Genomic DNA, 25,072 nt, shown 5'->3' with positions numbered 1-25,072 from the left:
CTGGTTGCCGCTACTGGTTGCCGCAGGTGGACGCGGTGGTCGTGTCCAGCCACGGCAGGTCGTGGCCCATCCGGTCCCGCTTGGTGCGCAGGTAGCGGAGGTTGTGCTCGCCCGCGCGGACGGGCATCGGCTCGCGGTCGGTGACGTCGAGGCCGTGCCGGACGAGGGCGTCGGTCTTCTCGGGGTTGTTGGTCATCAGCCGGAGGCTGCGGACGCCGAGGTCCTTCAGGATCTGCGCGCCGGCGCCGTAGTCCCGGGCGTCGGCGGGCAGGCCCAGCTCCAGGTTGGCGTCGAGGGTGTCGCGGCCGAGCTCCTGGAGTTCGTAGGCGCGCAGCTTGGAGAGCAGTCCGATGCCGCGGCCCTCGTGGCCGCGCAGATAGACGACGACGCCCCTGCCCTCGGCGGCGATGCGTGCGAGGGAGGTCCCCAGCTGGGGGCCGCAGTCGCAGCGCAGCGAGTGGAAGATGTCGCCGGTGAGGCATTCGGAGTGGACGCGGACGAGGACGTCCTCGCCGTCGCCGATCTCCCCGTGGACGAGGGCGACGTGCTCGACGCCGTCGACCGTGGAGCGGTAGCCGTACGCGGTGAAGTCGCCGTACTCGGTGGGGAGTTGGGTCTTCGCCTCGCGCTGGACGGTGGGTTCGGCGGAGCGGCGGTAGGCGATCAGGTCCTCGATGGAGATGATCGTCAGGCCGTGCTTGCGGGCGAACGGGATCAGCTCGGGCAGGCGCAGCATACGGCCGTCCTCGCCGGCGATCTCGACGATCGCACCGGCCGGGCGCAGGCCCGCGAGCCGGGCGAGGTCGACGGCGGCCTCGGTGTGGCCGTCGCGTACGAGGACCCCGCCGGTGCGGGCGCGCAGCGGGAAGATGTGGCCGGGGCGGACGAAGTCGCCGGGCTCGGCGGTGCCGCTCGCCAGGAGCTGGAGGGTGGTGGCGCGGTCGGAGGCGGAGATGCCGGTGGTGACGCCGTGCCGCGGGGCCGCGTCGACGGTGACGGTGAAGGCGGTGCGCATGGACTCGGTGTTCTGCTGCACCATCTGCGGCAGTTCGAGCCGGTCGAGCTCGTCCGCCTCCATGGGGGCGCAGATCATGCCCCGGCACTCGCTCATCATGAAGGCGATGATCTCGGGGGTGGCCTTCTCGGCGGCGATGACGAGGTCGCCCTCGTTCTCGCGGTTCTCGTCGTCGACGACCACGACGGGGCGGCCGGCCGCGATGTCGGCGATGGCCTGCTCGACGGGGTCGAGCCGGAAGTGCTCGATGTCGCTGGTGCTGTAGAGGATCGGCGCCGTGGTCATGCCGGGGCTCCTTCCAGGGCGGGCTTGCGGGAGCGCAGCCACCAGTCGCGCATGCCCCACAGGACGAGCGCGCCGTAGATGATGTAGACGAATCCGGAGAACGCGTAGCCGTTGGCGAAGTTGAGGGGGACGCCGACCAGGTCGACCAGCAGCCAGGCGAACCAGAACTCGACCATGCCGCGGGCCTGGGCGTACATGGCGACGACGGTGCCGGTGAAGATGTAGGCGTCCGGCCAGGGGTCCCACGACAGGGTGGGGAACGCGGTGAAGAGGCCGCCGACGGCGAGGGTGCCGACCACGGCACCGGCGATCAGGTAGCCGCGCTCGCGCCAGGTGGCGAAGCGCGGGGCGATGGCGCCGTCCGCCGTCTGCCCCTTCGTACGGTTCCACTGCCACCAGCCGTACGCGGCGACGACCATGACGATGACCTGCTTGCCGGCGCTGCCGGCGAGGTGACCGGCGAAGGCGCCGAAGAGGATCAGGCCGGAGAGGAACTGGACGGGCCAGTTCCACAGGGAGCGGATCGCGCCGAGGGCGAGGGCGGTCAGACCGAAGATGTTGCCGACCATGTCCGACCAGAGGATCTGCTGGCCGAAGGCGGTGAAGGCGACGGTGTTCAGGGAGTTCACCGTCCCGCTCCCGGGATCTCTGTCGTCCCCTGGTTGCCCAGCAGGCGCTCGACGTACTTGGCGATGACGTCGACCTCCAGGTTGACCGGGTCGCCGGGCTGCTTGCGGCCGAGCGTGGTCAGGTCGAGCGTGGTCGGGATGAGGCTGACCGTGAAGTGGTCGGGTCCGGCGTCGACGACGGTGAGGCTGATGCCGTCGACGGTGATGGAGCCCTTCTCGACGACGTACCGGGTGAGGTCCGCGGGGAGGGAGATCTTGACGATCTCCCAGTTCTCGGACGGCTTGCGCTCGATGACCTCGCCCGTGCCGTCGACATGGCCCTGCACGATGTGGCCGCCGAGGCGGTCGCCGACCGCCATGGGGCGTTCGAGGTTGACGCGGGAGCCGACGCCGAGGGCGCCGAGGCTGGAGCGTTCGAGGCTCTCCGCCATGACGTCGGCGGTGAACCAGTCGTCCTCGTGCTCCACGACCGTGAGACAGACACCGTTGACGGCGATGGAGTCGCCGTGCTTCGCGCCCTGCGTGACGACGGGGCCACGCAGACGGAAACGGGAGGAGTCGCCGAGCTTCTCGACGGCGGTGACCTCACCCAGCTCTTCGACGATTCCGGTGAACACTTCCCGGGTCCTCCTGCCTCATAGGGCACGGACTCCGGGGCTGTCGAAGACGACAGGCAGGAACGGACAGCGGCACAGGGGGCGACGCCGTGTGTGGACCCACCTCTGTCGAGGTAGGCCGAAAACAGACGGCGGCACGCACGAATGCCCGCCCGCCGCGCACTGCCTCCCATCCGGACTTTAACCGTCGGTCCAGGAATTCCACCTGGTCAACCGGCCGCTGGAAGCGACCGGGTCGCGGACTATAACCGCCGGTTCGGACTTTCACCGACCCCGGAGTGCGCTGCTTCTGGTACATGGCCAGTGTGCCACGCCCGGTCGGCACCCATGCGGGTGAGCACTGTGGGGTGGCTCACAGGGCGTGTCGCTGGACTTCCCCAGCGGGCGCCGCGGGGCTTCGGCTATTACTGACCAAGGGTCAACTTCCGCGACACGGAACCCACTCGAACGAGTAAGGACCCATTGACCTGCTTGGTCTAGTCCTTTTAAAGTCTGCGGTCGCGGTACCCGCCTCGAACGGCCCGGCGGCGGTGACGACGGCCCTTGCCCCGTCGCCGGGTCCCACCGCCGTGCTTCCCGGTGACCTCCGGGAGTGCGCGGGCGTGCGCTCTGGGAGGGTGGGAGGCGTGACGACCACCACCGCCGACGAGTTCGAAGCGCACCGCCCCCGTCTGTTCGGTCTGGCCTACCGCTTGCTGGGCTCCGCCGCCGACGCCGAGGACGCCGTGCAGGACGTGTATCTACGCTTCAGCGGCGCGGACCGTACGGTCATCGAGCAACCCGCGGCCTGGCTCGCCAAGGCCGTCACCAATCTCTGTCTGACCCGGCTGACCTCCGCGCGGGCCCGCCGTGAGCGGTACACGGGAACCTGGCTGCCGGAGCCGGTGCTCACGTCCGGCGGCGCGCTCGGCCCGCTGGAGTCGGCCGAGCAGCGCGACGCGGTCTCCCTGGCGCTGCTGGTGCTGCTGGAGCGGCTCACCCCGACCGAGCGGGCCGTGTACGTACTGCGGGAGGCCTTCGCCTACAGCTACCGGGAGATCTCGGGTGTGCTGGACCTGACCGAGGCCAACTGCCGCCAGCTGCACCGGCGGGCGACGGCGCGGCTGGAGGTGCCGGAGGCCCGGTTCGAGCCGACGCCGGAGCGGCGCTCGGGGCTGGTGGAGTCCTTCCTCGCGGCGGCCCAGGAGGGGGACATGGCCGGGCTGGAGAAGATCCTCGCCGAGGACGTGATCTGGTGGTCCGACGGCGGCGGCAAGGTCAGCGCGGCGCTGCGGCCGGTCGAGGGGCGCGAGAAGGTGCTGCGGCTGCTGGTCGGGGGCTGGGAGAAGTGGGCGGCCGGGCTGGACTTCTCCCTGGCCGAGGTCAATGGCTCCCCCGCGCTGCTCGCCCGCTCCGGGGACACGCTCGCGTTCACCGTCTCCTTCGCGTTCCGGGACGGCGTCGTCACGGACGTGCGGGCCGTACTGAATCCGGACAAGCTGGAGTTCGCGGGACGACAGCTGAGCGGGGTGTGAGCGGGCGGGAGCGCCGGCGGGTGACCGCACGGGCGGGCCGGGCGTGGCCATGGGAGCCGGGATCTGCGCGTGACGCGCGAAGGGTTCCGCCTCGGATGTAGGGCGTCTCCGGTCGGGAGCGTCCGGTGTACGAAGGGTTGGACAGCATGACCACGATCCTGGTGACCGGCGGTACCGGTGTCCTCGGCCGGCCCCTCACCGCGCGACTGCGGGCGGACGGGCACGAGGTGCGGGTGCTGAGCCGGCGGACACAGCCGTACGCCGTCGATCTCGTCGCGGGCGGGGGCGGGCTGGACGCGGCCGTGGCGGGGGTCGACACGATCGTGCACTGTGCGACGTCGCAGCGGCGGGGCGACGACGAGCGGGCGGCGGAGCACCTGATCGCGGCGGCGCGGCGGGCCGGGGTGCGGCATCTGGTCTACATCTCGATCGTCGGGGTCGACCGGGTGCCGTTCGGCTACTACCGGTCCAAGCTGGCCGTCGAGCGGCTGGTCGAGGAGTCGGGGCTGGGGTGGACGATTCTGCGCGCGACCCAGTTCCACGACCTGCTGGTGATGGTCTTCCAGACCCTCGCCAAGCCGCCGGTCATGATGCTTCCCGCCGGGGTGCGCGACCAGCCGGTCGCCGTCACCGAGGTCGCGGAGCGGCTCGCGGAGCTGGCCGGGGGCGCCCCCGCCGGCCGCGTCGACGACCTCGGCGGCCCCGAGATCCTCACCCTCCCCCAACTGGCCCACACCTACCTGGCCGCCACCGGCCGCCGCCGCCCCCTGCTGAACGTCCCCCTCTTCGGCAAGGCGTACCGGGCCTTCCAGTCCGGGCACCACCTCACACCGGGGCGGGCCGTGGGGAAGGGGACGTTCGGGGAGTACGTGGCGGAGCGGTTCGGGGAGGGGCGGGGGAAAGGGTGACGGGGGGAGCGGTCGGGTGAGGAGTGAGGCCGCTCGGCCGATCGCGGTGGCAGGGGCGTGAGCTGTGGCGGGTGGGTGGAACTGGGGCCGGCGCGGATGCTGCGGCTCCGCAGTGAGCGGGGGTCGCCCCGGCGGGCCGCGTCCGCGAGGCGGCTAGCGGGCGGGTGGTGCGAACAGCTCGTCCTGAGCCGCCTCCCTGGCCATGAGCAGCGCGCCGCGCAGTACGGCGGCCCCGCCGAGGCCGCCGGCCCGGACCTCGGTCGGCAGGGGTGACATGGCCGCCAGCCGCTCCCCCACCCGGCCGGCGAGCACCTCCCCACCGGCCTGCCCCACCTCCCCCCCGAGCACCACACACCCGGGGTCGAGCACGGCCACGACCGAGGCGACGCCTACGGCGACCCGATCGGCGAGGGCGCCGAGGAAGCGGGCGCGGGCCTCGGCGTCGGCGTTCACATCGGCGGCCACGTCCACGTCAGCATCGGCGTCCACAACCGTGGTCACGTCAACGTCAACGTCGGCGTCAGCTTCGGCGGAGAGGCCGTAGGTCATCGGGGCTGCCGTGCAGCCGGGGGCGGTCGGCGAGGCGGCCGTGGTGTTCGTCGGCAGCCCGGACACCGCCGCTCGCACCAGCGTCGCCGCGTGCGGCTCGTTCGGTTTCGCCTCGGCCACTACGCCGTACTCGGCGGCCAGGGCCGTGACCGCGGCCGCGCCGGCGAGGGAGTGGAAGCCGCCCTCGCAGTCGGTGGCCGAGGGGACCGCGGGCGTGCCCGGGACGGGGAGGAAGCCGATCTCGCCGGTGCCGCCGGAGGCCCCCCGGCGGAGGTGGCCGTCGAGGACGACGGCCGCGCCCGTGCCGAGGCCGAGCCAGAGGAGGACGAAGGTGTCGCGGTCACGGGCGGCGCCGTCCCGCTGCTCGGCGAGGGCGGCGAGGTTGGTCTCGTTCTCGACGAGGACCCGGGCCGGGAGCCGCTCGCCGAGCGCGGCAACGAGGCGGCGGTGCCATTCCGGGAGGCCGCTGGAGTTCCGGAGTTCGCCCGTGGCCGGGTCGATCAGCCCCGGCGCGCCGATCGCCACCGTGTGCAACCGGTCGGCCCCCGCCTCCTTCGCGGCCCGCTCCACCAGGGTGACCGCCTGCTCCACCGCGGGCCCCGTGCCGGTGTCGTCCGCGATCGGGACGTACGCCCGCGCCAGCTCCGTACCCACCAGGTCGGCGACCACCACCGTGACGCCCTCGGTGCGCACATCGAGCGCGGCGAGGTGCGCCCGGTCCGCGACGATGCCGTACAGCCGGGCGTTGGGCCCGCGCCGCTGCTCCCCGGACTCCCCCACGACCTCGATCAGCCCGGCGGCCGTGAGGCGCTCCACGAGATCGGCGACCGTGGGCCGGGACAGCCCGGTGAGCTGCTTCAACTGCCCTGCTGTCAGGCGCCCTTCCTGCTGCAGCAGCCGCAGGGCGAGCCGGTCGTTGATGGCTCGGGCGGTGCTGGGTGATGCGGGCATGCCGGGATCCTCCCAGATCGGCGCCGCCGTACGGCCGTTGGCCCTCGGGCGCAGGCTCCCTATCTATCAGGCAGGGTTCCTGATAGTTTACGGCAGCGCGACGGAGGTGGGGTGGGCCGAGGCACTCGGGGGAAACCGGGAAAGCCGGGGACGTCCGGCCGAGAAGCTCGCGAAGGAAGTTCAGGGAGGCGGAGAATGAGCGCGGTGGTCTACGAGCAGCGCGAGGTGAGGCGGGCGCGGTACGCCGTGGCGGCCGTGTTCGCGGTGCACGGCGCCGTCACCGGCTCGTTCGCGACCCGCGTGCCGTGGATCTCGGACCACGCCGGGGTCAGCGCGGGCCAGCTGGGCCTCGCTCTCGCGTTCCCGGCGATCGGCGCGTCCCTGGCGATGCCGCTCGCGGGCCGGATCAGCCACCACTTCGGGGCGCGCACCGCGCTGCGCGGACTGCTCTCCCTGTGGACGCTCGCCCTGATCCTGCCGTCCCTCGCGCCGAACCTCTGGACGCTCTGCTTCGCGCTGTTCGTGTACGGCGCCTCGGCGGGCATGGCGGACGTCGCCATGAACGCGCTCGGCGTCGAGGTGGAGAGCCGCCTCGGCAAGTCGATCATGTCGGGCCTGCACGGCATGTGGAGCGCGGGCGCCCTCGTCGGCTCGGCGGCCGGCACGCTCGCCGCCCATCTGGGCTCGGACGCCCGGCTGCACCACGCGCTCGCGGCGGTCGTGCTCACCGCCCTCGGCCTGGTCGCCTGCCAGTGGGTGCTGGATCTCCGGCCCACCGAGGACGAGGAGCCGCCGCCCCGGTTCGCACTGCCGCCGAAGTCGGCGCTGCTGATCGGCGCGGTCGGGTTCTGCGCGGTGTTCGCGGAGGGGGCGGCGCTGGACTGGTCGGCGGTCTATCTGCGGGACCAGTTGGAGACCTCGGCCGGGCTGGCGGCGGCGTGCACCACCGGGTTCATGCTGACCATGGCGGTGGCCCGGCTCGCGGGTGACGCGGTGGTCAACCGCTTCGGCTCGGTCCGTACCGTCCGGGCGAGCGGGGTCCTGGCCGTGCTCGGCGGCGTACTGATCGTCGTCGCCGACCAGCCGGCGGTCGCGATGACCGGGTTCGCGCTGATGGGCCTCGGTATCGCGGTCGTCGTACCGCTCTGCTTCGCCGCCGCCGGCCGCAGTGGGCCGAACCCCAGCCAGGCCATCGCGGGCGTCGCGACCATCACGTACACCTCCGGGCTGATCGCGCCGAGCGCGATCGGCGGGCTGGCGCAACTGACCAGCCTGGTCGTGTCGTTCGGCCTGGTGACCGTGCTGGCGTGCGGGCTGGTCGCCTTCGCGGGCGTGCTGCGCACCAGCGACCGGGACCGCCCGCGGGTGACCCGGACGGACCTGCCCGTTCCGGATCCGAAGGCCTGACGCGCCGCAGCTCGCACCCACGCGCGCCGCAGCCTCGCACCGGCGCGAGCCGTCCCTCCCCTCACACCGGCGCGCGCCGCGGCCCGCACACCGGCGTGTGCCGCGCCCGCACCCCGGCATCCGGGCCCTCCCCTCACCCCCGCGCCAGCTCGTACGCGTACCCCGGCGAGAAGGCTCCCGCACTCCCCCGGCACCCGTCGGACTCGCCCGGCAGCTTCACCCACAGGTAGGCGTCGATGCGGGACTCGCCGGTTCCGAGGGTCGGTGGCCGGCCGAGGCCCCGGCCGGCGGGGTCGCACCACTCGCCGTCGGCCGGGGCGCCGTTGCCGTTGCGGCTGGTGTCGATGACGGCGCCGAGGCCCGCGGGGCCGCCGAGCGCGTCGAGGACCCGGCGGTCGTAGGCGGCCTCAGCCTCCGTGCTGTTGAAGTTGGAGACATTGCTGAAGACGCCGTCGGAGCCGTCCGGCGAGGCGGCGCCCGCCCGGCGCAGGAGTGCGGCCTGCTTGGCGGGCGTGTCCATTCCGAGTGCCCGGCGTCGTAGTAGACGCGGGCGTTGGGGTTGGCGGTCTTGATGACGCGGCCCGCGCGGGCGAGCGAGGCGAAGCGGTCGGCGCGGGCGCCGGCGGAGAGACAGTCCGACTGGGCGATCGCGTCCGGCTCCAGGATCACGAGGGCGTCGTCCGAGCCGAGACCGGCGGCGAACGCGTCGATCCAGGTGTCGTACGCGTCCAGGCTCGGCGCCCCGCCCTGCGAGGCCCCTCCGCAGTCGCGGTCGGGGATGGCGTAGGCGACGAGGACCGGCACCTGGTCCCGCGCGGCGCCCCCGGAGGCGACCGCCGCGACCCGGGAGGTGACGGTGGCCGGGGCGGGGTCGGTGAACCAGACGGCGGCCGGACGGTCCGCGATGCCGGTCTCGATGGCGGTGCTGCGCGGGTCGTCCGGGTTGTCCCGGACCCAGTCGAGGACCTGGGAGTCGGGGTGGCGGTACAACTCGCCGGGCCCGAGCCCGAGCCCGGTCCCCGGTTCCGTCCGCTGTTCGGTGCGGTCCGCCGAGGGCCGCACCCCGGCCGTCCCGGAGGGTTCGGACTCCTCCGGGGCCGGGGGCGAGAGGGCCGACGAAGTGGACTGCCCCGGTGTCGACCCGGTCGACCCGGCTGTCTCGACCAGGTCGGACGGGAGTCCCGCCGAGCGGCTCGTCAGCGGCCGGGCCTCGTCCGCGGCGCCTCTCTCGCCGCCCATCGCGGCCACCATCCCGGTGACGGTCCCGACGACGGCCACGACCGACGCCGCCGCCACCATGGCGCCACGCCGAGCCGTCCGCCTGCGCTCGGCCCGGCGTGCCGCCAGCCGCTGGGCGCGTAAGCCTGACACGTGGTGCTCCCCCCTGCTCCCCGGGCCGCGCTCCGTCGGCTCCCGGTACTTCCCGCCGGCCCCGCGTTACCCCGTTCCGGGGATGCGTCGGGCACGGCGGCACCGCTGTCAGCGTAGGGCTGGGACCCTGCCCCCTATGGCGCAGTTGGAACATTTCACCAATTCCGTGGACTCGTCCACCACGTCGGTGGACACCGTCGTCTCCCGTATGCGTGCCGTCGGCGCGCTCCTGCCGGAGGGGGACGGGGTCGCCGTCTTCAACCGCGTCTATCTGACCGTCACGGAGGTCATCGACCGGCGCCTGGACGCCGGTCACTTCCCGGACGCCGAGGCCGCGATCACCCTGGACGTGCTCTTCGCCGAGCGGTATCTGCGGGTCGCCGAGGGCGGTGGTGCGCCCGCCTGCTGGCGGCCTCTGCTGCAGTTCCGGCGCCATCCCGGCGTACGGCCGCTGCAGTTCGCCCTCTGCGGCATCAATGCGCATATCGGGCACGATCTCGCGCTGGCCGTCGTGGACACCTGTCGTACGCTCGGCTGCGAACCGGCCGATCTGGAGGACGAGTTCGAGCATGTGGGCGATGTCCTCGTGTCGCTGGAGGAACGTATCCGCGAGGAGTTGATGCCGGGTCCCGATCTCCTCCAGATCGCCGATCCGCTGACGCATCTGCTCAGCGCGTGGAGTCTGGAGCGCGCCCGTGAGGCCACCTGGTCGTCCGCCCGCGCGCTGTGGGCGCTGCGCGGACTGCCCGCTCTCGCCGAGGAGTTCGCCCGCCATCTGGACGCGGCGGTGGGCCTGACGGGCCGCATGCTGCTGACGCCCCTGCCCGGCTGAGCGGCCAGCCCGGCTGAGCGGTTTGCCGGGCTGAGCCGCCTGCCGTACTCCCGTGTGAACGTAATACGTTCGACTTGAGAAGATCCCTCGCAGAGGAGCACACGGCATGGCGTCACGGCTCGGGCTCGCCCTTCCCCAGATGCGGCACTGTTCCCGGAGCCGCCGTCGCAGGGCCTGTACGGCCTGGAGTGCCTGCCCTGGCCGGACCACTACCGGCAGGTGGCCGAGCCGCTCGTCACGCTCACCCTGGCCGCGGCGGTCACCGAGCGGGCCCGGCTCGGCACCAGTCTGATCGCCCCGCTGCACATACCGTTCCAACTCGCCAAGTCCCTGGCCTCGTTGGACGCGGCGAGCGGCGGCCGGGTGGTCGCGGGCCTCGGCACGGGCTGGCCCCTCGACGAGTACGCGGCGGCGGCCGTACGGCCCTTCGAGGAGCGCGACCAGGTGCTAGTCGGGCTGGGCGTCGACGAACTGGCCACGCAGTGGCGGCAGTTGCGGGCCCTGGCCGCAGAGCGCCGCCGCATCAGACCGCTCCGCTCGGTGCTGCGGATCAACGTCCAGTACCAGACCAAGGCCTACGAGGGCACCGACCGCCACCCCTTCCAGGGCAACGCCGAGCAGCTCGCCGAGGACCTCGCCGCCCATGCCGCGATCGGCCTCGACGAGATCTTCCTCGACCTGCAGTACGGCCTGCGGGACGCCGAGGAACTCAAGGACGTGGCCGCCGAGGTGTACGCCTCGGCACGGGCGGCCGGGGTCTAAAGGCCGGATCCGTACAGTCCCTTCGCGTGCGCCCGAACCCGCCCTAGTCCTCCGGGAGTTCGACGGGTGCGATCTCGTCGTAGACGTCGCCGGGCCCGGGGTTGGTCGTGTCGGTGGTCCCGCCGAAGTGGTGCATGACGCCCCAGACCGCGTTGAGCGCGGTCTGGATCGCGCCCTCGGCCCAGCCGGCGGTCCAGGAGATGTCGTCGCCGGCGAGGAAGATGCCCCGCTTGTCCTCGGGCAGCCGGTCCTGCATGAAGTGGGTGAACAGGCGCCGCTGGTAGCGGTAGTGACCGGGCAGGTTGGCCTTGAACGCACCCATGAAGTAGGGCTCGTTCTCCCAGGAGACGGTCACGGGGTTGCCAATGATGTGCCCGCGGATGTCGACGTTCGGGTAGATCTCGCCGAGCGACTTCAGCATGACCTCCATCCGCTCGTTCGCGGACAGCGGCAGCCACTTCAGGCTGTCGTCGCACCAGGTGTAGGAGAGGCAGATGACGGCGGGCTTGTCCGGCCCGTCGTCGAGGAGGTAGGTCCCGCGCGTCATACGGTCGGTGAGGGTCATGGACATCACGTCACGGCCCGTCACCTCGTCCTTGTCCAGCCAGAAGGGCCGGTCAACCGGCACGAAGAGCTTGCTGGACTCCATGTAGTGGGTGCGCTCGATGGCGGTCCAGTGGTCGATCGGGAAGAGCGAGTCGTCGCAGGCGATCTTCGACAGCAGCATCCAGGACTGGGCGGTGAAGATCGCCGCCTGGTACGTACGGATGTCACCCTTGGCGTCCGTCACGGTGATCCGGTTGCCGGCGGTCCGGTCCAGCCGGGTCACGGCGGGCCGCGGCTCGCCCTCGGTGTGCAGGGACTTCAGGGACGTCCCGTACGGCCAGTGCACGATCTTCTCCGGCTCGCGCTCCCAGAGCCGCAGCGGGAGCTGCTGGCTGCCGCCGACGATGCCGCGGTGGTGGTCGTCGGCCTCGGTGTAGACGACGCGCAGGATCTCCAGGATGGAGTTGGGGAAGTCGGTGTCCCAGCCGCCCGTGCCGAAGCCGACCTGGCCGAAGATCTCGCGGTGCCGGAAGGACCTGAAGGCCTCGGAGTCGCAGAGGAAGCCGTAGAAGGTCTGGTTGTCGAGCCGCTCGACGAGCTTGGACCAGATCTCCCGGATGCGCGGCACGTCCCGCTCGCGCAGCGCACGGTTCATGTCGGAGAAGTCGGCGCCCTCTTCGAGGCAGGCGTTCCAGGCGGCGGCGACGTCCCGGTACACCTGCGGCAGGTCGTCGATCGTCTCGGCGTAGTGGGACTCGCCCTTGAGGTCGACGACGGTCGAGGGCGTGGTCTCGGCGAGGGGGTTGGGGAAGGGCCGGGTCTCCAGGCCCGCCAGGTCGATGTAGTGCTGGAGCGCGGTGGAGGACGGCGGGAACCGCATCGCCCCCATCTCGGCGGTGAGCGCCGGGTCGCACCCGTCGAACCCGACGGTCCGCAGCCGCCCGCCGATCCGGTCGGCCTCGTACACGACCGGCTTGAGCCCCATCTTCATCAGCTCGTACGCCGCCACGATGCCGGACAGCCCGCCGCCGATGACCGCGACCTCGGTGCCGTGCTCGGTGGCCGGGATCTGGCCGAGCCCCGCCGGGTGGGCCAGGAAGTCGTCGTACGCGTACGGGAAGTCCGGGCCGAACATGGTGATCGGCGGCTGCTGCTCGTCTGCGTGCTCGATGGCATTGGGCACGGTGGACGTCATGGGGTACGGACTCCTTGCGAAAGCTGAGGGGAAAGAGCGAGAGGGGGCTTAGACGAGGGCGCCGTAGAGGCCGGGGCGCCGGTCCTGAAGGTACGGGTTCGTCTTGCGCGAGGCGGCGAGGAGGGCGGGGTCGACCTCGGCGAGGACGAGTTCCTCGTCTCGTCCGGCGCGGGTGCGGGCGACTCCGTCGGGCCCGGCCAGCGTGGACAGCCCGACGAACTCGAACTCCTCTTCGTGGCCGACCCGGTTGACGTAGGCGACGTACAGCTGGTTCTCGAAGGCCCGCACCGGGATCATCGACTCGGCGACGAACTGGAACGGGTGCATCTGGGCCGTGGGCACGAGGAGCAGATCGGTGCCGGCGAGGGCGTGGGCGCGGACGTTTTCCGGGAACTCCACGTCGTAGCAGATCAGGATGCCGACGCGGAGCCCGCCCAACTCGGCCTGGACGACGGACCGTTCACCGGGGGTGAAGTGGTCGCGTTCGAAGCAGCCGAAGAGATGGGTCTTGCGGTAGTTCGCCAGCCGGACGCCCTCGGCGGAGACGAGCTGCGCCGAGTTGAAGACCGCGTCACCGGCGCGCTCCGGGTACCCGTACGCGATCGCGACCCCGTGCCGCCCGGCGATCTCGGCGACCGCGTCGGCCGAGTCCCCGTCGGCCGCCTCGGCGAGCCGCGCGATGTCGTCCCCGATCGCGTACCCGGTCAGGAACATCTCCGGGGCCACCACCAGCCCGGCCCCGGCCTCCGCCGCCCGCCCCACGGCCTCGTCGAGCACCTTCAGATTCCCACCGACCGAACCGGGCCGACCGGAGCTCTGGAGCAGGGCGGTACGCATGCGTGATCCTCACCGGGACGAAGGGGGTTCGGGGGCCAGATAGACGGTACGACCGCCGCGCCGCCCCGAACAAGCGGCGGCCATTGCGCACCGCTGAACGATTCATTGCGCGTGACCGGGCCCGCACGGCGATTCGTTGCGCACCTGAGAAAGGCCACCACCCGCGCCCCTCAAGGGGCGCGGGGAACTGCGCGACAAGCCACGACCAAACCCGCAGCCGCCCACGCACCCCACGCCCCACCCCCCTAGGCGCCCCTCCGCACCACCAGCACCCCAGCCGTCACGAGATACGGCACCGCGAACACGGCGAACGCAACCCCATGCGCGAACCCAACACCACCGACCGCGGCGTACGCGGCGAAGACGGCGACCGTGGCCGTCTCGGTCCCCATGCTCGCCACGGACGTGAGCGTCGCCCGCCGCGCCCCCTCGATCCGGTCCTGCAACCGCGCGTCGGCCAGCACATTGACCAGCTGGAACCCACCGAAGGCGACGGCGACGAGCCCGATCCCGGCCGGCGTCCCCATCAGCGCCCCCACGGCCAGCGCGACCGCCGCCCCCGCCAGCACCACGCCCAGCCCGGCGGCCCGCAACCGCTCCCCCACCCCGGTCAGCAGGCTGCCGATCGCCGGCCCGACCCAGATCACCAGCAGCAGATACGGCACCGTCTGCTCGGCCACGCCGGTGTCGCGGACCAGCAACGGCGTGTACTCGTCGAGCGCACCCCACACGGCGCCCACGGCCGGGACGAGCAGCATCGCGCCCCGGATCGAACGGTCCCGGCGCACCTCGGTGAGCCCGGCCCGCAGGGTGGCGAGGGTGGAGGCCGCCGTGCCCTTCCCCGGCGCCACGGGCTCGCGGTGCTCGGGGAAGCGGACGGCCACCAGCGAGGTCAGCACACAGACGAGCACGCTGGCCGCGCCCACGGCCGGATAGCCACCGAGGTCGAGGACCGGCCCCGCCAGCCCCATCGCCGCCATCACGGCCACCATGCCGACCGCCTGGGCCCGGCCGTTGATCCGTGCGTACCGGTCGGCCGCGCCGAGCCGGTCCAGTTCGTCGTAGACCAGCGCCTCCAGCGCCCCGGAGCCGAGTGCGCCGCGTACGCCCCAGAGCACGAAGCCGAGGGCGAAGGCCCAGTACGACGGGACGATCACCCACAGGGCGAAGCCGGCGGCGGTGAGCAGCGGCCCCACCCACAGCAGCAACCGCCGCGACACGGCATCGGCCCAGGCGCCGGACGGCACCTCCAGCACGATCCCGGTGATCGACCACAGGGCGAACAGGGAGGAGATCTGCCAGATCGACAGCCCGGTGTCGCTGAACAGCAGCGCGTACACCGGGTAGAGCAGCACGAAGTCGTCGAGGAACGCGTAACCGTACAGCGTGGCCGTCAGCCGCCGGACACCACTGGTCCGGACACCGGGCACGCGCGCGGGTGAGAGAGTCATGAGGCCTTCCCGAGGAAGCGGATCGGACGTCGGAGACACGACGTCCGAGGCGGTCCTCGGGCGGCACGGCTGGTGGATCAATGTCGCCAGGTCATGGCACCGATGCTAGTCGCGCCACCCCGCCCGGCCCAGTGGAATACGGGGATCCGCGAGGCACCGGTGCAGGACACTCAAGGGGCGCGGGGAACTGCGCGACAAGCCACGACGAACCCGCACCCGCCGACAAACCGACGGCCCCGAGCCCTCAGGCGGGCGATCCTGACGAGAACCTGCGCAACAAGGGCGACAGCACCAGCACGGACTTCGTCCGCTCGACGAACGGCTCCCCGGCAATCCGCTCCAACACCCGCTCGAAGTGCCGCATATCAGAGGCGAACACCTGCACCACCGCATCGGCCTCCCCGGTGACGGTCGACGCGGCCACCACCTCCTGATACCGCTCCAGCCCCCGCTGGATCGTCTCCGGCGACGTGTTCCGCCGGCAGTAGATCTCGACGAACCCCTCGGTCTCCCACCCGAGCGCGGCGGGGTCCACCCGAACCGTGAACCCGGTGATCGCCCCGGTCGCCCGGAGCCGGTCCACCCGGCGTTTGACCGCGGGCGCGGACAGCCCGACGAGCTGGCCGATGTCGGAGTAGGAGCGGCGGGCGTCCTCGGCGAGGGCGTGCACGATGCGTTCGTCGAGATCGTTCAGCACTGCGGGTGGATCACTTCTCCGAAGTCGCGAGACGGGACCGGCGATAGCCGTAACTGAAGTAGAACACGAGCCCGGCGGCCATCCAGACTCCGAAGACGACCCAGGTGACGGTGTCGAGGCTGCCCATCATCCAGACGCAGAACGCGAATCCCAGCGCGGGCAGCACCGGCGACAACGGCACCCGGAACGTCCGCGGCATGTCCGGCCGGGTCCGCCGCAGCACCACGACGGCCACGTTGACCAGCGCGAACGCGAACAACGTACCGATGCTTGTGGCGTCCGCGAGCTGCCCCAGCGGAATCGCGGCGGCGAGCACACCGCAGAACAGCGAGACGATCACGGTGTTCACGCGCGGTGTGCCGGTCTTCGGGTGGACGCGCGAGAACACCTTGGGCACGAGCCCGTCCCGGGACATGGCGAACAGGATGCGGGTCTGCCCGTACAGCACGGTCAGCACCACGCTCGCGATGGCGATGACGGCCCCGGCCGCCAGCAGCGTCCCCCAGAACGCGTCCCCGGTGACGTCCTTCATGATCCCGGCGAGCGCGGCCTCGGACTCGCCGAACCCCTCCCAGGGCCGCGCCCCGATCGCGACGGCGGCGACCAGCACGTACAGCGCGGTGACGATGACCAGCGACAGCATGATGGCGCGCGGCAGGTCCCGCTGGGCGCTCTTCGCCTCCTCACCGGCGGTGGAGGCGGCGTCGAACCCGATGTACGAGAAGAAGAGCGTGGCCCCGGCCGCGCTGACGCCCGCCATGCCGAGCGGCATGAAGTTCTCGTAGTTGCCGGACCTGAAGCCCTGGAGGCCGATGAGGCAGAACAGCAGCAGGGCGGCGATCTTCACGACGACCATGACCGTGTTGGCCCGCGCGGACTCCCGGGCGCCGCCCAGCAGGAACGCCATCGCGAGCAGAACGACGATCAGCGCGGGCAGGTTGAAGATGCCCCCGTCGCCGGGCGGCGCGGACAGCGCGGCCGGAATGGTCACGCCGAACGTCCCGTCCAGCAGCTCGTTGAGGTACTCGCCCCAGCCGACCGCGACGGCCGACACCGACACCCCGTACTCCAGCACCAGGCACCAGCCGCACACCCAGGCCACCAGCTCGCCCATCGTTGCGTACGCGTACGAGTACGAGGAGCCGGAGACCGGGATGGTGCCGGCCAGCTCCGCGTACGACAGGGCCGAGAACAGCGCGGTGAGACCGGCGATCACGAAGGAGAGGGTGACGGCGGGCCCGGCCTTGGGGACGGCCTCGCCGAGGACGACGAAGATGCCGGTGCCGAGCGTGGCGCCGATGCTGATCATCGTCAGCTGCCACAGCCCGAGGGTCCGCCGCAGCGACCCGCCTTCGCCCTGCCCACCCTCGGCGACCAGGCGTTCCACGGGCTTACGGCGCATCAGCCGCGCCCCGACGCCTCCGGAGGGCGGGGCCGGCCGATTCTCTTGCTGCGGGGGTGCGCCTTGGTCGAGCACGCGTGGCTCCTTCATCGCTGCCGGTCAGGGCGGGGTGAGGACCGACAGCACCGAACAACCCGGGGGCCACCGAGCAGGAGGTCCCCGCCACGCCACGTACAGCGCCTGACCCTATGAGCCAGAGCTTCACGAGCGTAATGCGGCAACCTTGCGCACCGACGCAAGATCATTGCGTTCCTCACGGGTGCGCGAAGCTTCGTTGCGCGACCCGTTCAGACCGTTGCGCGCACTGTGGGGAAAGGGGAAACGGCAGCATGGTCAGGGGCGCGGGGCTGCATTCGATATGCGGCTCCGCCGCGTGGGCGCGAACAACCACGACGAACCCGCACCCGCCGACCCACAGCTCCCCCCGAGCTCCGAGCTGCCAGGCGCCCGAACCCCTAACTCCAGCTGGCGTGCAACGGCTTGCCCTCCGCATACCCGGCCGCACTCTGCACCCCGACGACCGCCCGCTCCGCGAACTCCTCCAACGACCCGGCCCCCGCATACGTACAAGAGGACCGCACCCCCGCGATCACCGAGTCGATCAGGTCCTCGACCCCCGGCCGCGCCGGATCCAGGAACATCCGCGATGTCGAGATGCCCTCCTCGAACAGCGCCTTCCGCGCCCGGTCGTACGCCGACTCCTCGCTGGTCCGGTTACGAACGGCCCGCGCCGACGCCATCCCGAACGACTCCTTGTACAGCCGCCCGCTCGCGTCCTGCTGCAGGTCCCCCGGCGACTCGTACGTCCCCGCGAACCAGGACCCGATCATCACGTTGGACGCGCCCGCAGCCAGCGCCATGGCGACATCGCGGGGGTGGCGCACACCCCCGTCGGCCCACACGTGCTTCCCGTACTTCTTGGCCTCGGCCGCGCACTCCAGCACCGCCGAGAACTGCGGCCGCCCGACCCCGGTCATCATCCGGGTCGTGCACATGGCACCGGGCCCGACGCCGACCTTGACGATGTCCGCGCCGGCCTCGATCAGGTCCCGCACACCCTCGGCGGCGACGATGTTGCCGGCCACGATCGGCACCCGGGGGTCCAGATCACGGACCAGCTTGATCGCGGTGATCATCGACTCCTGGTGGCCGTGCGCGGTGTCGATGACGAGCGTGTCGACGCCCGCGTCGAGGAGCTGCTGGGCCTTGCCCACGAAGTCGCCGTTGACGCCGACGGCGGCGGCAACCCTGAGCTTGCCGTTCCCGTCGACGGCGGGGCTGTACAGCGTGGCGCGGAGCGCGCCCTTGCGGGTGAGGATGCCCGCGAGACGGCCGTCCTTGTCGACGGCGGGCGCGTACCGGCGGTTGGCGGCGTCGAGGCGGTTGAAGGCCTCGCGCGGGTCGATGTCGGCGTCCAGGAGCAACAGGTCGCGGGACATGACGACTTCGAGCTGGGTGAACCGGTCGACGCCGGTCAGATCCGCGTCGGTGACGACACCGACGGGCCGCAGCGCCTCGTCGACGACGACGCCCGCGTTGTGCGCGCGCTTGGGCAGCAGAGCCAGCGCGTCGGCGACCGTCTGGTGCGGGTTCAGCACGATCGGGGTGTCGAGCACGAGGTGACGGCTCTTCACCCAGGAGATGACGTCGGTGACGACCTCGATCGGGATATCCTGCGGGACGACCACCAGGCCACCGCGGCGGGCGACCGTCTCGGCCATCCGGCGGCCGGCGATGGCGGTCATGTTGGCGACGACGAGCGGGATGGTGGTGCCCGTGCCGTCCGGGGAGGCCAGGTCCACGCCCTGCCGCGATCCGACGGCGCTACGGCTCGGGACCATGAAGACGTCGTCGTACGTCAGGTCGTACGCGGGCTGGATGTCATTGAGGAAACGCACGTGCCGCACATCCCAGTGGTTCAGAGGTGACCCCCTGACAGGACCGCCAGGGGGAAGAGCACGTACTTCATTGTCCCATGTCGGCGGTTATGAGCGTCCCCGACAGATCGTCCAGAGGGACGGCGGGCACCCTAGGAGGATCCTCCGAGCCCGAGCACGATCCGCAGCTCGGTGCCGGTGAGGGCGCTGTGGCCGGAGGCGTCGGCGAACACCTCCCGCGCGATGCTCCAGTCGTTCGGCTCGGCCCCCGCGTACTCCTGCCACCCGGTGACCTCCACCAGCCTCCCCAGAACCGGCGGCGCCCACGACAGATCGGTCAGGCAGTCGGCGAGGGCGTCCCAGTTCCGCCCGAAGTACCCGGGCAGGTCGAAGGCCCGAGCACACCGATCCATGAACCCGGGCTTGTCGGTGACCCCCGCCAGGTCCAGCTCGACATACGCCCAGCCACCGCCCGCCAGCACCTCGGCGAGTGCACCACCGCTCATCTCCACACCGTCCCGTACGCGTCTGAGGCGGGGCCGCGGCCCCGCCTCCACACCCCAGCCAGGCGGACGCCTCCGCGCCCGCCGAGCCACCGTCACGGACCGTCCGGATCCGCCCGATTCAGAGCCGGCCGAGGCATCTGCCCGGCCATCAACAGATAGTCCGCCGCGGACGTGTCCGTGACGAGGCTGGTCACCAGCCCCGACCGCAGCACGGCGTCGATCGCGGCAGCCTTCCGCTGCCCGCCCGCGATCGCGACGACCTCGGGGATACGGCGGAGCTGGTCGGCCTTGACCGTGATGCACCGCTCGCCCAGGTCCCGCCCGACCCGGCGGCCGTCGGCGTCGAAGAGATGCGCGGACATCTCGGCGGCGACACCCAGGGACGCGTAGTGGCCGCGCTCCTCGTCGCTGAGCATGTCGTGCACCGTGGAGATGCCCGCCTCCCAGGAGCCGATGGAGACACAGGCAACGGTGACCTTGTCGAAGTACTCGAAGGCCCGTGCGATCCCGGTCTGGTGGCGCAGCGCTGCCGCGGTGGCCGCGTCCGGCAGCAGCATCGGCGCGTAGATGGGGTGGGCGTCGCCGCCCGACACCTGCGCGGCCCGCCGTACCGCCTCGACCGAGCCGCGCTCGGCGGTCCCGGCGTCGTACACGCCCGTCAGCTGCACCACCGTGCAGGGCGGCAGCCGGTCGAGGGCCGCCGCCATGTGGATGGTGGAGCGGCCCCAGGCGAGGCCGAGGATGTCGCCCTCGGTGACCAGTTCGCCGAGCAGGTCCGCCGCGACCTCGCCGAGGTTCTCCGGGTCGGGCGACTCCTCGGCGTCGGCCGGGGACTCCACGACCACGGCGTGCCGGAGCCCGTACCGGGCGCGCAGCGCGTCGGAGCGCTCGGCGTCCAGTTCCGCGGGGACACGGATCTCGATGCGTACGAGATCCCGTTCGAGGGCGGTCTCCAGGACCCGGGCCACCTTGAAGCGGCTCACGCCGAACTCCTCGGCGATCTGGATCTTGGACTTGCCCTCTAGGTAGAAACGGCGTGCCATGGCCGCCGCCTGAACCAGCTCAGCGGGTCCCATCCGCATGGCTGACCGGCCCGCCGACATACCCGACACGGTCATCTCCTCACTGCTCTTCACACATGGATACGCCGTTCATCCTTGCAGATCCGACGTTTTCGATCAGCCGGAAGGAAAGTCGTTCACGTTCCCTTGGCTCTCTGGACGCACGACGTGCCCCGCTCGCCTCGGCGTTCGCACAGTCGTACCCCTGTCTGTCAGTGGCCGCAGGCCCAGCCGGCGGTTGCCGTCGCGGCGTCCGCCTGGGCCCGCAGCGCGCGTACCGCCTCGGCCGGGTCGTCCGCCCCGTACACCGCGGAACCGGCGACGAAGACGTCCGCGCCCGCCTCGGCGCAGCGCTCGATGGTGGAGGCCGCTACGCCGCCATCGACCTGGAGCCACAGGTCGAGGCCGTGCTTGCTGATCAACTCGCGGGTCCGGCGGATCTTGGGGAGCATGATGTCGAGAAAGGCCTGGCCCCCGAAGCCCGGTTCGACGGTCATGATCAGCACCATGTCGAGTTCGGGCAGCAGATCCTCGTACGGCTCGATCGGCGTCGCGGGCCGGAGCGCCATGGAGGCCCTGGCGCCCTTGGCCCGGATCTCACGGGCCAGCCGCACGGGCGCGGCGGCCGCCTCGACATGGAAGGTGACGGAACCGGCACCCGCTTCCACGTACTGGGGCGCCCACCGATCGGGGGCCTCGATCATCAGATGGCAGTCCAGCGGCGTCTCCGTCGCACGGGCCAGGGACTCTACGACCGGCACACCGAGCGTGAGGTTCGGGACGAAATGGTTGTCCATCACGTCTACATGGAGCCAGTCGGCGCCTTCGACCGCCTTCGCCTCGTCGGCGAGACGGGCGAAGTCGGCGGACAGGATGCTTGGGTTGATCTGCGCGGCCATGGGCCAAGCCTGCCATGCCCTCCGGGGGTTGCGGGCATCGGTCCGTCTTGGGGACCGTTGTTCTCCGGCTGCGGGTCGTCTTCGGCTGAGCGCGCCCGCGCGGCGGAGCCGCATATGTCGCTGCCCCGCGCCCCTTACAGGGCGCGGTTCTGGAGGTCGGTATGACAGGGAACCGGGGCATCGGGCACCTCGTCTGCGGGCGGCGGGCCAAGTGGGTCGTGCTGGGACTGTGGCTGGTGGTGCTGTTCGTGGTGGCGCCGTTCGCCACGAAGCTCACCGACGCGCAGGACAACGACGCGGCCTCGTGGCTGCCGGGTTCCGCGGAGTCGACCCAGGTCCTGGAGATCTCCGAGGACTTCCGGCCGGAACAGATCCCGGCGGTCGTGATCTACGCCCGGGAGAGCGGTCTGACCGCCGAGGACCGGGCGACGATCACGGCGGACGTACGGGAGCTCAAGCAGCTCACCGCCCACGGCATCATGGGCGACCAGACCCGCGGCCCGGTCTACGACCGTGAGGTCGATCCGAGGGCCGCCCAGGTCCTGGTGCCGATCACGATGGACGAGAAGGGCTGGGAGCGGATCGCGCCGGCGGTCGACTCGATCCGCGACGATGTGGGCGAGGGCGGCGGCGGGATGTCGGTGCACATCACCGGCCCCGGCGGTACGTCCGCCGACTTCTCGGAAGCCTTCGAGGGCATCGACTCCACGCTGCTGATGTCGGCGATGGCCGTCGTCATCGTGATGCTGCTGCTCACCTACCGCAGTCCGACCCTCATCCTGGTGCCGCTCCTCGCGGTCATCGCCGCGCTGTTCACCGCCCAGGCCCTGATCTATCTGCTGGCGGAACACGCCGGTTTGACCGTGAACGGCCAGAGCGCGGGCATCCTCACCGTCCTCGTCTTCGGCGCGGGCACCGACTACGCCCTGTTGCTGGTGGCCCGCTACCGCGAGGAACTGCGCCGTCACGAGGACCGCCACGAGGCGATGGCCCTCGCCCTGCACCGGGCGGGCCCGGCGGTGCTGGCGTCCGGTGCGACGGTCGTGCTGAGCATGCTGGTGCTGCTGGCCGCCGAGATGAACTCGACGAGCGGTCTGGGCCCGGTGGCGGCCATCGGCGTCGCGGTCGCCCTGCTGGCGATGATGACGCTGTTCCCCGCCCTGCTGGTGATCTTCGGCCGCTGGATCTTCTGGCCGGTGATCCCGCACCTCGGCACCGCCGACCCGACCGAGAGCGGTGTGTGGGCCCGGATGGGCCGCCGGTTCTCCCGCCGTCCCCGCACGGTCTGGGTCGCCACGGCCGCCGCCCTCGCCCTGTGCTCGCTGGGTCTGATCCAGCTCCGCGCGGAGGGCATCAGCAACGCGGACGCCTTCACCGGCACCCCGGACTCGATCGTCGGCCAGGAGGTCTCCGAGCGGTACTTCCCGGCGGGCAGCGGCGACCCCCTGGTGATCATCAGCAACCAGGGACAGTCCAGGGAGGTGGGGCGCGTCGTCGCCGACACGGAAGGCGTCGTCGCGGACTCGCTCGGTCTGCCACCCGGCACGAAACCCGCCCACGACGGCCAGGTCCTTTTCGAGGCGACCATGTCCGACCCCGCCGACAGCGAGGCCGCGAAGCAGACCGTGGAGCGGGTCCGCGACGCCGTGCACGCGGTGCCGGACGCCGACGCCCAGGTGGGCGGCGGTACGGCGGCCCTGCTGGACATGGACGAGGCGACCACCCACGACAACATCCTGATCATCCCGCTGGTGCTGCTGGTGGTCCTGCTGATCCTCTGTGCCCTGCTCCGCGCCCTGATCGCCCCGCTCCTGCTGATCGGGACGGTGATCCTGTCCTTCGCCGCCGCGCTGGGCATCAGCGCGCTCGCGTTCAGACACCTCTTCGACTACGCGGGCGAGTCGACCGACTTCCCGCTCTTCGTCTTCGTGTTCCTGGTCGCCCTGGGCATCGACTACAACATCTTCCTGACCACCCGTATCCGCGAGGAGGCCGCCCACCAGGGCACCCGCAAGGCCGTGGTGACGGGCCTCGCGACGACGGGCGCGGTGATCACCTCGGCCGGCCTGGTCCTCGCCGGCACCTTCGCCGCCCTGGGCACCCTCCCCATGGTCGCCTTCGCCGAGATCGGCTTCGCGGTCGCCCTGGGCGTCCTCCTGGACACCTTCATCGTGCGGTCCGTGCTGGTGACGTCCCTGTTCCTGGACATCGGCCCGAAGGTCTGGTGGCCCCACCGGCTCGCCCACGAGGACGGCGGCGATGCCCCGCCACCCCCGAAGGAACCGGTGGCTACGCGACCCGGCGGATGAGTGCCAGGTACATGGCGTCCGTGCCGTGCAGATGCGGCCAGAGTTGTACGTCGGGGCCCTCGCCCAGCGCCGGGACGCCCTCCAGCAGGGGCCGCGCGTCGATGAGGTCGGCCGCGTCGCCGTACTGCTTGAGCACGTCGTCGACGACCGCGCGGGTCTCGGCGAGGTGGGGCGAGCAGGTGGCGTAGCCGACGACCCCGCCGACCCGTACGGACTCCAGCGCGGTCCGCAGCAGCGCGCGCTGGAGCGGGGCGAAGCCGTCCAGGTCCTCGGGGCGCCGCCGCCAGCGGGCCTCGGGCCGCCGCCGCAGGGCACCCAGCCCCGTACAGGGCACGTCCATCAGCACCCGGTCGAACGACCCCGGCCGCCAGGGCGGACGGGTCCCGTCGGCGGCGATCACCTGGTACGGCCCCGGATTGCCGTGCAGGGCCTTGGCGACCAGCCCCGCCCGGTGCGGCTGCTTCTCGGACGCGAGGAGTACGGCCCCGCGCTCGGCGGCGAGGGCGGCGAGCAGCGCGGCCTTGCCACCGGGCCCGGCACACCCGTCGAGCCACGCCTTGTCGGACCCCTCCAACGGGGCGTTGGCGAGAGCGAGCGCCACCAGCTGGCTGCCCTCGTCCTGCACCCCGGCCCGGCCCTCCCGTACGGCGTCCACGGCACCCGGCTCCCCGCCTTCGGAGAGCCGCACCGCGTAGGGCGACCAGCGCCCCGCCACGGCGGCCTCCTCCCGGAGGAGTTCCTCGGTGGTGGCGCGGCCGGGCCGGGCGACGAGGGTGACCTCGGGCCGCTCGTTGTCGGCCTCCAACAGATCCTCGATGCCGGCGCGCCCGCCGCCCAGGGAGTCCCAGAGCGCGGAGACGACCCAGCGGGGATGCGAGTGGACGACGGCGAGATGGTCCTCGGGATCGTCGTCGTAGGGCGGCGCGACCCGCTCAAGCCAGCCGTCGAGGTCGTGCTGCGCGATCTTGCGCAGCACGGCGTTGACGAACTTGGCCCGCCCGTCCCCGAGCACGACCCGCGCGAGATCGACCGAGGCGGACACGGCGGCATGGGTGGGAATCCGCGTCCCGAGCAGCTGGTGCGCCCCGAGGCTCAGTACGTCGAGCACCGGCGGGTCGACCTCGCGCAGCGGCCGGTCCACGCACTCCGCGATCACCGCGTCATAGGTGCCCTGCCGCCGCAGCGTCCCGTACACCAGCTCGGTCGCCAGCGCCGCGTCCCGCCCGTCGAACTTCTCGGGCCCCTCCTTCTCCCGCGCCCTGCGCAGCAGCGACGGCAGAACGAGGTTCGCGTACGCGTCCCGTTCGTCGACGGCCCGCAGCGCCTCGAAGGCGAGCATGCGGACGGGGTCCTTCTGGGGACGGCGGTACGGCTTGCCCGGCTTGCGCGGACGGGACTGCTCACTCACGAAAAAGGTGCTCCGGATACGGGACGAGATGCCAGGCCCAGGGT

19 protein-coding genes, 2 pseudogenes and 1 riboswitch are annotated in these 25,072 nt (G+C 71.8%); of the genes and pseudogenes, 6 read left to right on the top strand and 15 right to left on the bottom strand.

All coding sequences use genetic code 11. The annotated features are described in order from the left end of the window. Nucleotides 1–10: 10 nt before the first annotated feature. From ACZ7MG_RS36185 to ACZ7MG_RS36175, 3 genes are read right to left on the bottom strand one after another with little or no spacing between them, the layout of a single operon-like run. Nucleotides 11–1,300 carry a bifunctional 3,4-dihydroxy-2-butanone-4-phosphate synthase/GTP cyclohydrolase II gene (locus ACZ7MG_RS36185; RefSeq protein ID WP_471389933.1) on the bottom strand — a complete coding sequence of 430 codons (1,290 nt, stop codon included), beginning with the start codon at nt 1,298–1,300 and terminating at the stop codon, nt 11–13. Continuing rightward, a complete protein-coding gene (locus tag ACZ7MG_RS36180; protein ID WP_471389930.1) occupies nt 1,297–1,929 on the bottom strand; it encodes a nicotinamide mononucleotide transporter family protein in 633 nt (210 codons plus the stop codon). The genes ACZ7MG_RS36185 and ACZ7MG_RS36180 overlap by 4 nt, the downstream gene beginning before the upstream one ends. Further along, nucleotides 1,926–2,546 (bottom strand): riboflavin synthase, encoded by a 621-nt coding sequence (locus ACZ7MG_RS36175; RefSeq protein ID WP_471389928.1) that lies wholly within the window; start codon nt 2,544–2,546, stop codon nt 1,926–1,928. Before ACZ7MG_RS36175 ends, ACZ7MG_RS36180 begins: the two co-directional genes overlap by 4 nt. A gap of 155 nt (nt 2,547–2,701) precedes the next feature. Next, nucleotides 2,702–2,832, bottom strand: a riboswitch (FMN riboswitch). A gap of 340 nt (nt 2,833–3,172) precedes the next feature. Between ACZ7MG_RS36175 and ACZ7MG_RS36170 the strand changes: the two genes are divergently transcribed. Both ACZ7MG_RS36170 and ACZ7MG_RS36165 read left to right on the top strand, forming a co-directional pair. Then, complete coding sequence (locus tag ACZ7MG_RS36170; protein WP_471389925.1) at nt 3,173–4,060, top strand: RNA polymerase sigma-70 factor; 888 nt, start codon at nt 3,173–3,175, stop codon at nt 4,058–4,060. 146 nt (nt 4,061–4,206) lie between these two features. Continuing rightward, nucleotides 4,207–4,968 (top strand): SDR family oxidoreductase, encoded by a 762-nt coding sequence (locus ACZ7MG_RS36165; protein WP_471389922.1) that lies wholly within the window; start codon nt 4,207–4,209, stop codon nt 4,966–4,968. Between the two features lie 153 nt (nt 4,969–5,121). Here ACZ7MG_RS36165 and ACZ7MG_RS36160 read toward each other — a convergent pair whose 3' ends face one another. Beyond that, nucleotides 5,122–6,468 (bottom strand): ROK family transcriptional regulator, encoded by a 1,347-nt coding sequence (locus ACZ7MG_RS36160; protein ID WP_471389919.1) that lies wholly within the window; start codon nt 6,466–6,468, stop codon nt 5,122–5,124. Between the two features lie 195 nt (nt 6,469–6,663). On the opposite strand from ACZ7MG_RS36160, the gene ACZ7MG_RS36155 reads away from it, so the two are divergent. Next, nucleotides 6,664–7,875 (top strand): MFS transporter, encoded by a 1,212-nt coding sequence (locus ACZ7MG_RS36155; protein ID WP_471389915.1) that lies wholly within the window; start codon nt 6,664–6,666, stop codon nt 7,873–7,875. A gap of 133 nt (nt 7,876–8,008) precedes the next feature. Here the strand turns inward: ACZ7MG_RS36155 and ACZ7MG_RS36150 are convergent. Beyond that, nucleotides 8,009–9,174, bottom strand: a pseudogene (locus ACZ7MG_RS36150) (glycoside hydrolase family 6 protein). Between the two features lie 208 nt (nt 9,175–9,382). On the opposite strand from ACZ7MG_RS36150, the gene ACZ7MG_RS36145 reads away from it, so the two are divergent. Both ACZ7MG_RS36145 and ACZ7MG_RS36140 read left to right on the top strand, forming a co-directional pair. Continuing rightward, nucleotides 9,383–10,078: a DUF5995 family protein gene (locus ACZ7MG_RS36145; RefSeq protein ID WP_471389912.1), complete on the top strand. Its 696-nt coding sequence runs from the start codon at nt 9,383–9,385 to the stop codon at nt 10,076–10,078. Nucleotides 10,079–10,216: 138 nt separating this feature from the next. After that, a pseudogene (locus tag ACZ7MG_RS36140) lies at nt 10,217–10,840 on the top strand (LLM class flavin-dependent oxidoreductase); the annotation flags it as partial. 43 nt (nt 10,841–10,883) lie between these two features. Here the strand turns inward: ACZ7MG_RS36140 and ACZ7MG_RS36135 are convergent. The 9 genes from ACZ7MG_RS36135 to rpe form a co-directional block, all read right to left on the bottom strand. Continuing rightward, on the bottom strand, nt 10,884–12,581 hold the full coding sequence (locus ACZ7MG_RS36135; protein ID WP_471389909.1) for a flavin monoamine oxidase family protein: 1,698 nt from the start codon (nt 12,579–12,581) through the stop codon (nt 10,884–10,886). 48 nt (nt 12,582–12,629) lie between these two features. After that, nucleotides 12,630–13,418, bottom strand: a complete 789-nt coding sequence (locus ACZ7MG_RS36130; RefSeq protein WP_471389907.1) for a carbon-nitrogen hydrolase family protein — start codon at nt 13,416–13,418, stop codon at nt 12,630–12,632. Between the two features lie 245 nt (nt 13,419–13,663). Next, complete coding sequence (locus tag ACZ7MG_RS36125; protein ID WP_471389904.1) at nt 13,664–14,869, bottom strand: MFS transporter; 1,206 nt, start codon at nt 14,867–14,869, stop codon at nt 13,664–13,666. 244 nt (nt 14,870–15,113) lie between these two features. Then, nucleotides 15,114–15,566 (bottom strand): Lrp/AsnC family transcriptional regulator, encoded by a 453-nt coding sequence (locus ACZ7MG_RS36120; RefSeq protein WP_045557267.1) that lies wholly within the window; start codon nt 15,564–15,566, stop codon nt 15,114–15,116. Between the two features lie 10 nt (nt 15,567–15,576). After that, nucleotides 15,577–17,043 carry an amino acid permease gene (locus tag ACZ7MG_RS36115; protein ID WP_471389901.1) on the bottom strand — a complete coding sequence of 489 codons (1,467 nt, stop codon included), beginning with the start codon at nt 17,041–17,043 and terminating at the stop codon, nt 15,577–15,579. A 380-nt stretch (nt 17,044–17,423) separates the two neighbouring features. Next, nucleotides 17,424–18,866 carry a GuaB1 family IMP dehydrogenase-related protein gene (locus ACZ7MG_RS36110; protein WP_471389898.1) on the bottom strand — a complete coding sequence of 481 codons (1,443 nt, stop codon included), beginning with the start codon at nt 18,864–18,866 and terminating at the stop codon, nt 17,424–17,426. Nucleotides 18,867–18,997: 131 nt separating this feature from the next. Then, on the bottom strand, nt 18,998–19,351 hold the full coding sequence (locus ACZ7MG_RS36105) for a barstar family protein (RefSeq protein ID WP_471389895.1): 354 nt from the start codon (nt 19,349–19,351) through the stop codon (nt 18,998–19,000). Nucleotides 19,352–19,443: 92 nt separating this feature from the next. Further along, entirely contained in the window at nt 19,444–20,487 is a 1,044-nt protein-coding gene (locus ACZ7MG_RS36100; protein WP_471389892.1) for a sugar-binding transcriptional regulator, read from the bottom strand. 137 nt (nt 20,488–20,624) lie between these two features. Then, complete coding sequence (gene rpe / locus ACZ7MG_RS36095) at nt 20,625–21,311, bottom strand: ribulose-phosphate 3-epimerase (protein ID WP_471389890.1); 687 nt, start codon at nt 21,309–21,311, stop codon at nt 20,625–20,627. Nucleotides 21,312–21,472: 161 nt separating this feature from the next. Here rpe and ACZ7MG_RS36090 point away from each other — a divergent pair, with 161 nt between their 5' ends. Continuing rightward, the gene (locus tag ACZ7MG_RS36090) at nt 21,473–23,620 is read left to right on the top strand and encodes an MMPL family transporter (RefSeq protein WP_471389887.1); all 2,148 of its coding nucleotides are present in this window, start codon (nt 21,473–21,475) and stop codon (nt 23,618–23,620) included. On the opposite strand, the gene ACZ7MG_RS36085 is transcribed toward ACZ7MG_RS36090, so the two are convergent. Beyond that, complete coding sequence (locus ACZ7MG_RS36085) at nt 23,601–25,028, bottom strand: RsmB/NOP family class I SAM-dependent RNA methyltransferase (RefSeq protein WP_471389884.1); 1,428 nt, start codon at nt 25,026–25,028, stop codon at nt 23,601–23,603. The genes ACZ7MG_RS36090 and ACZ7MG_RS36085 overlap by 20 nt on opposite strands. Nucleotides 25,029–25,072 lie beyond the last annotated feature (44 nt).

The organism is Streptomyces sp. NPDC107538 (assembly GCF_055657445.1).
The sequence above is the reverse complement of the archived record's forward strand: the minus strand, read 5'-3'. Positions and strand labels throughout refer to the sequence as shown.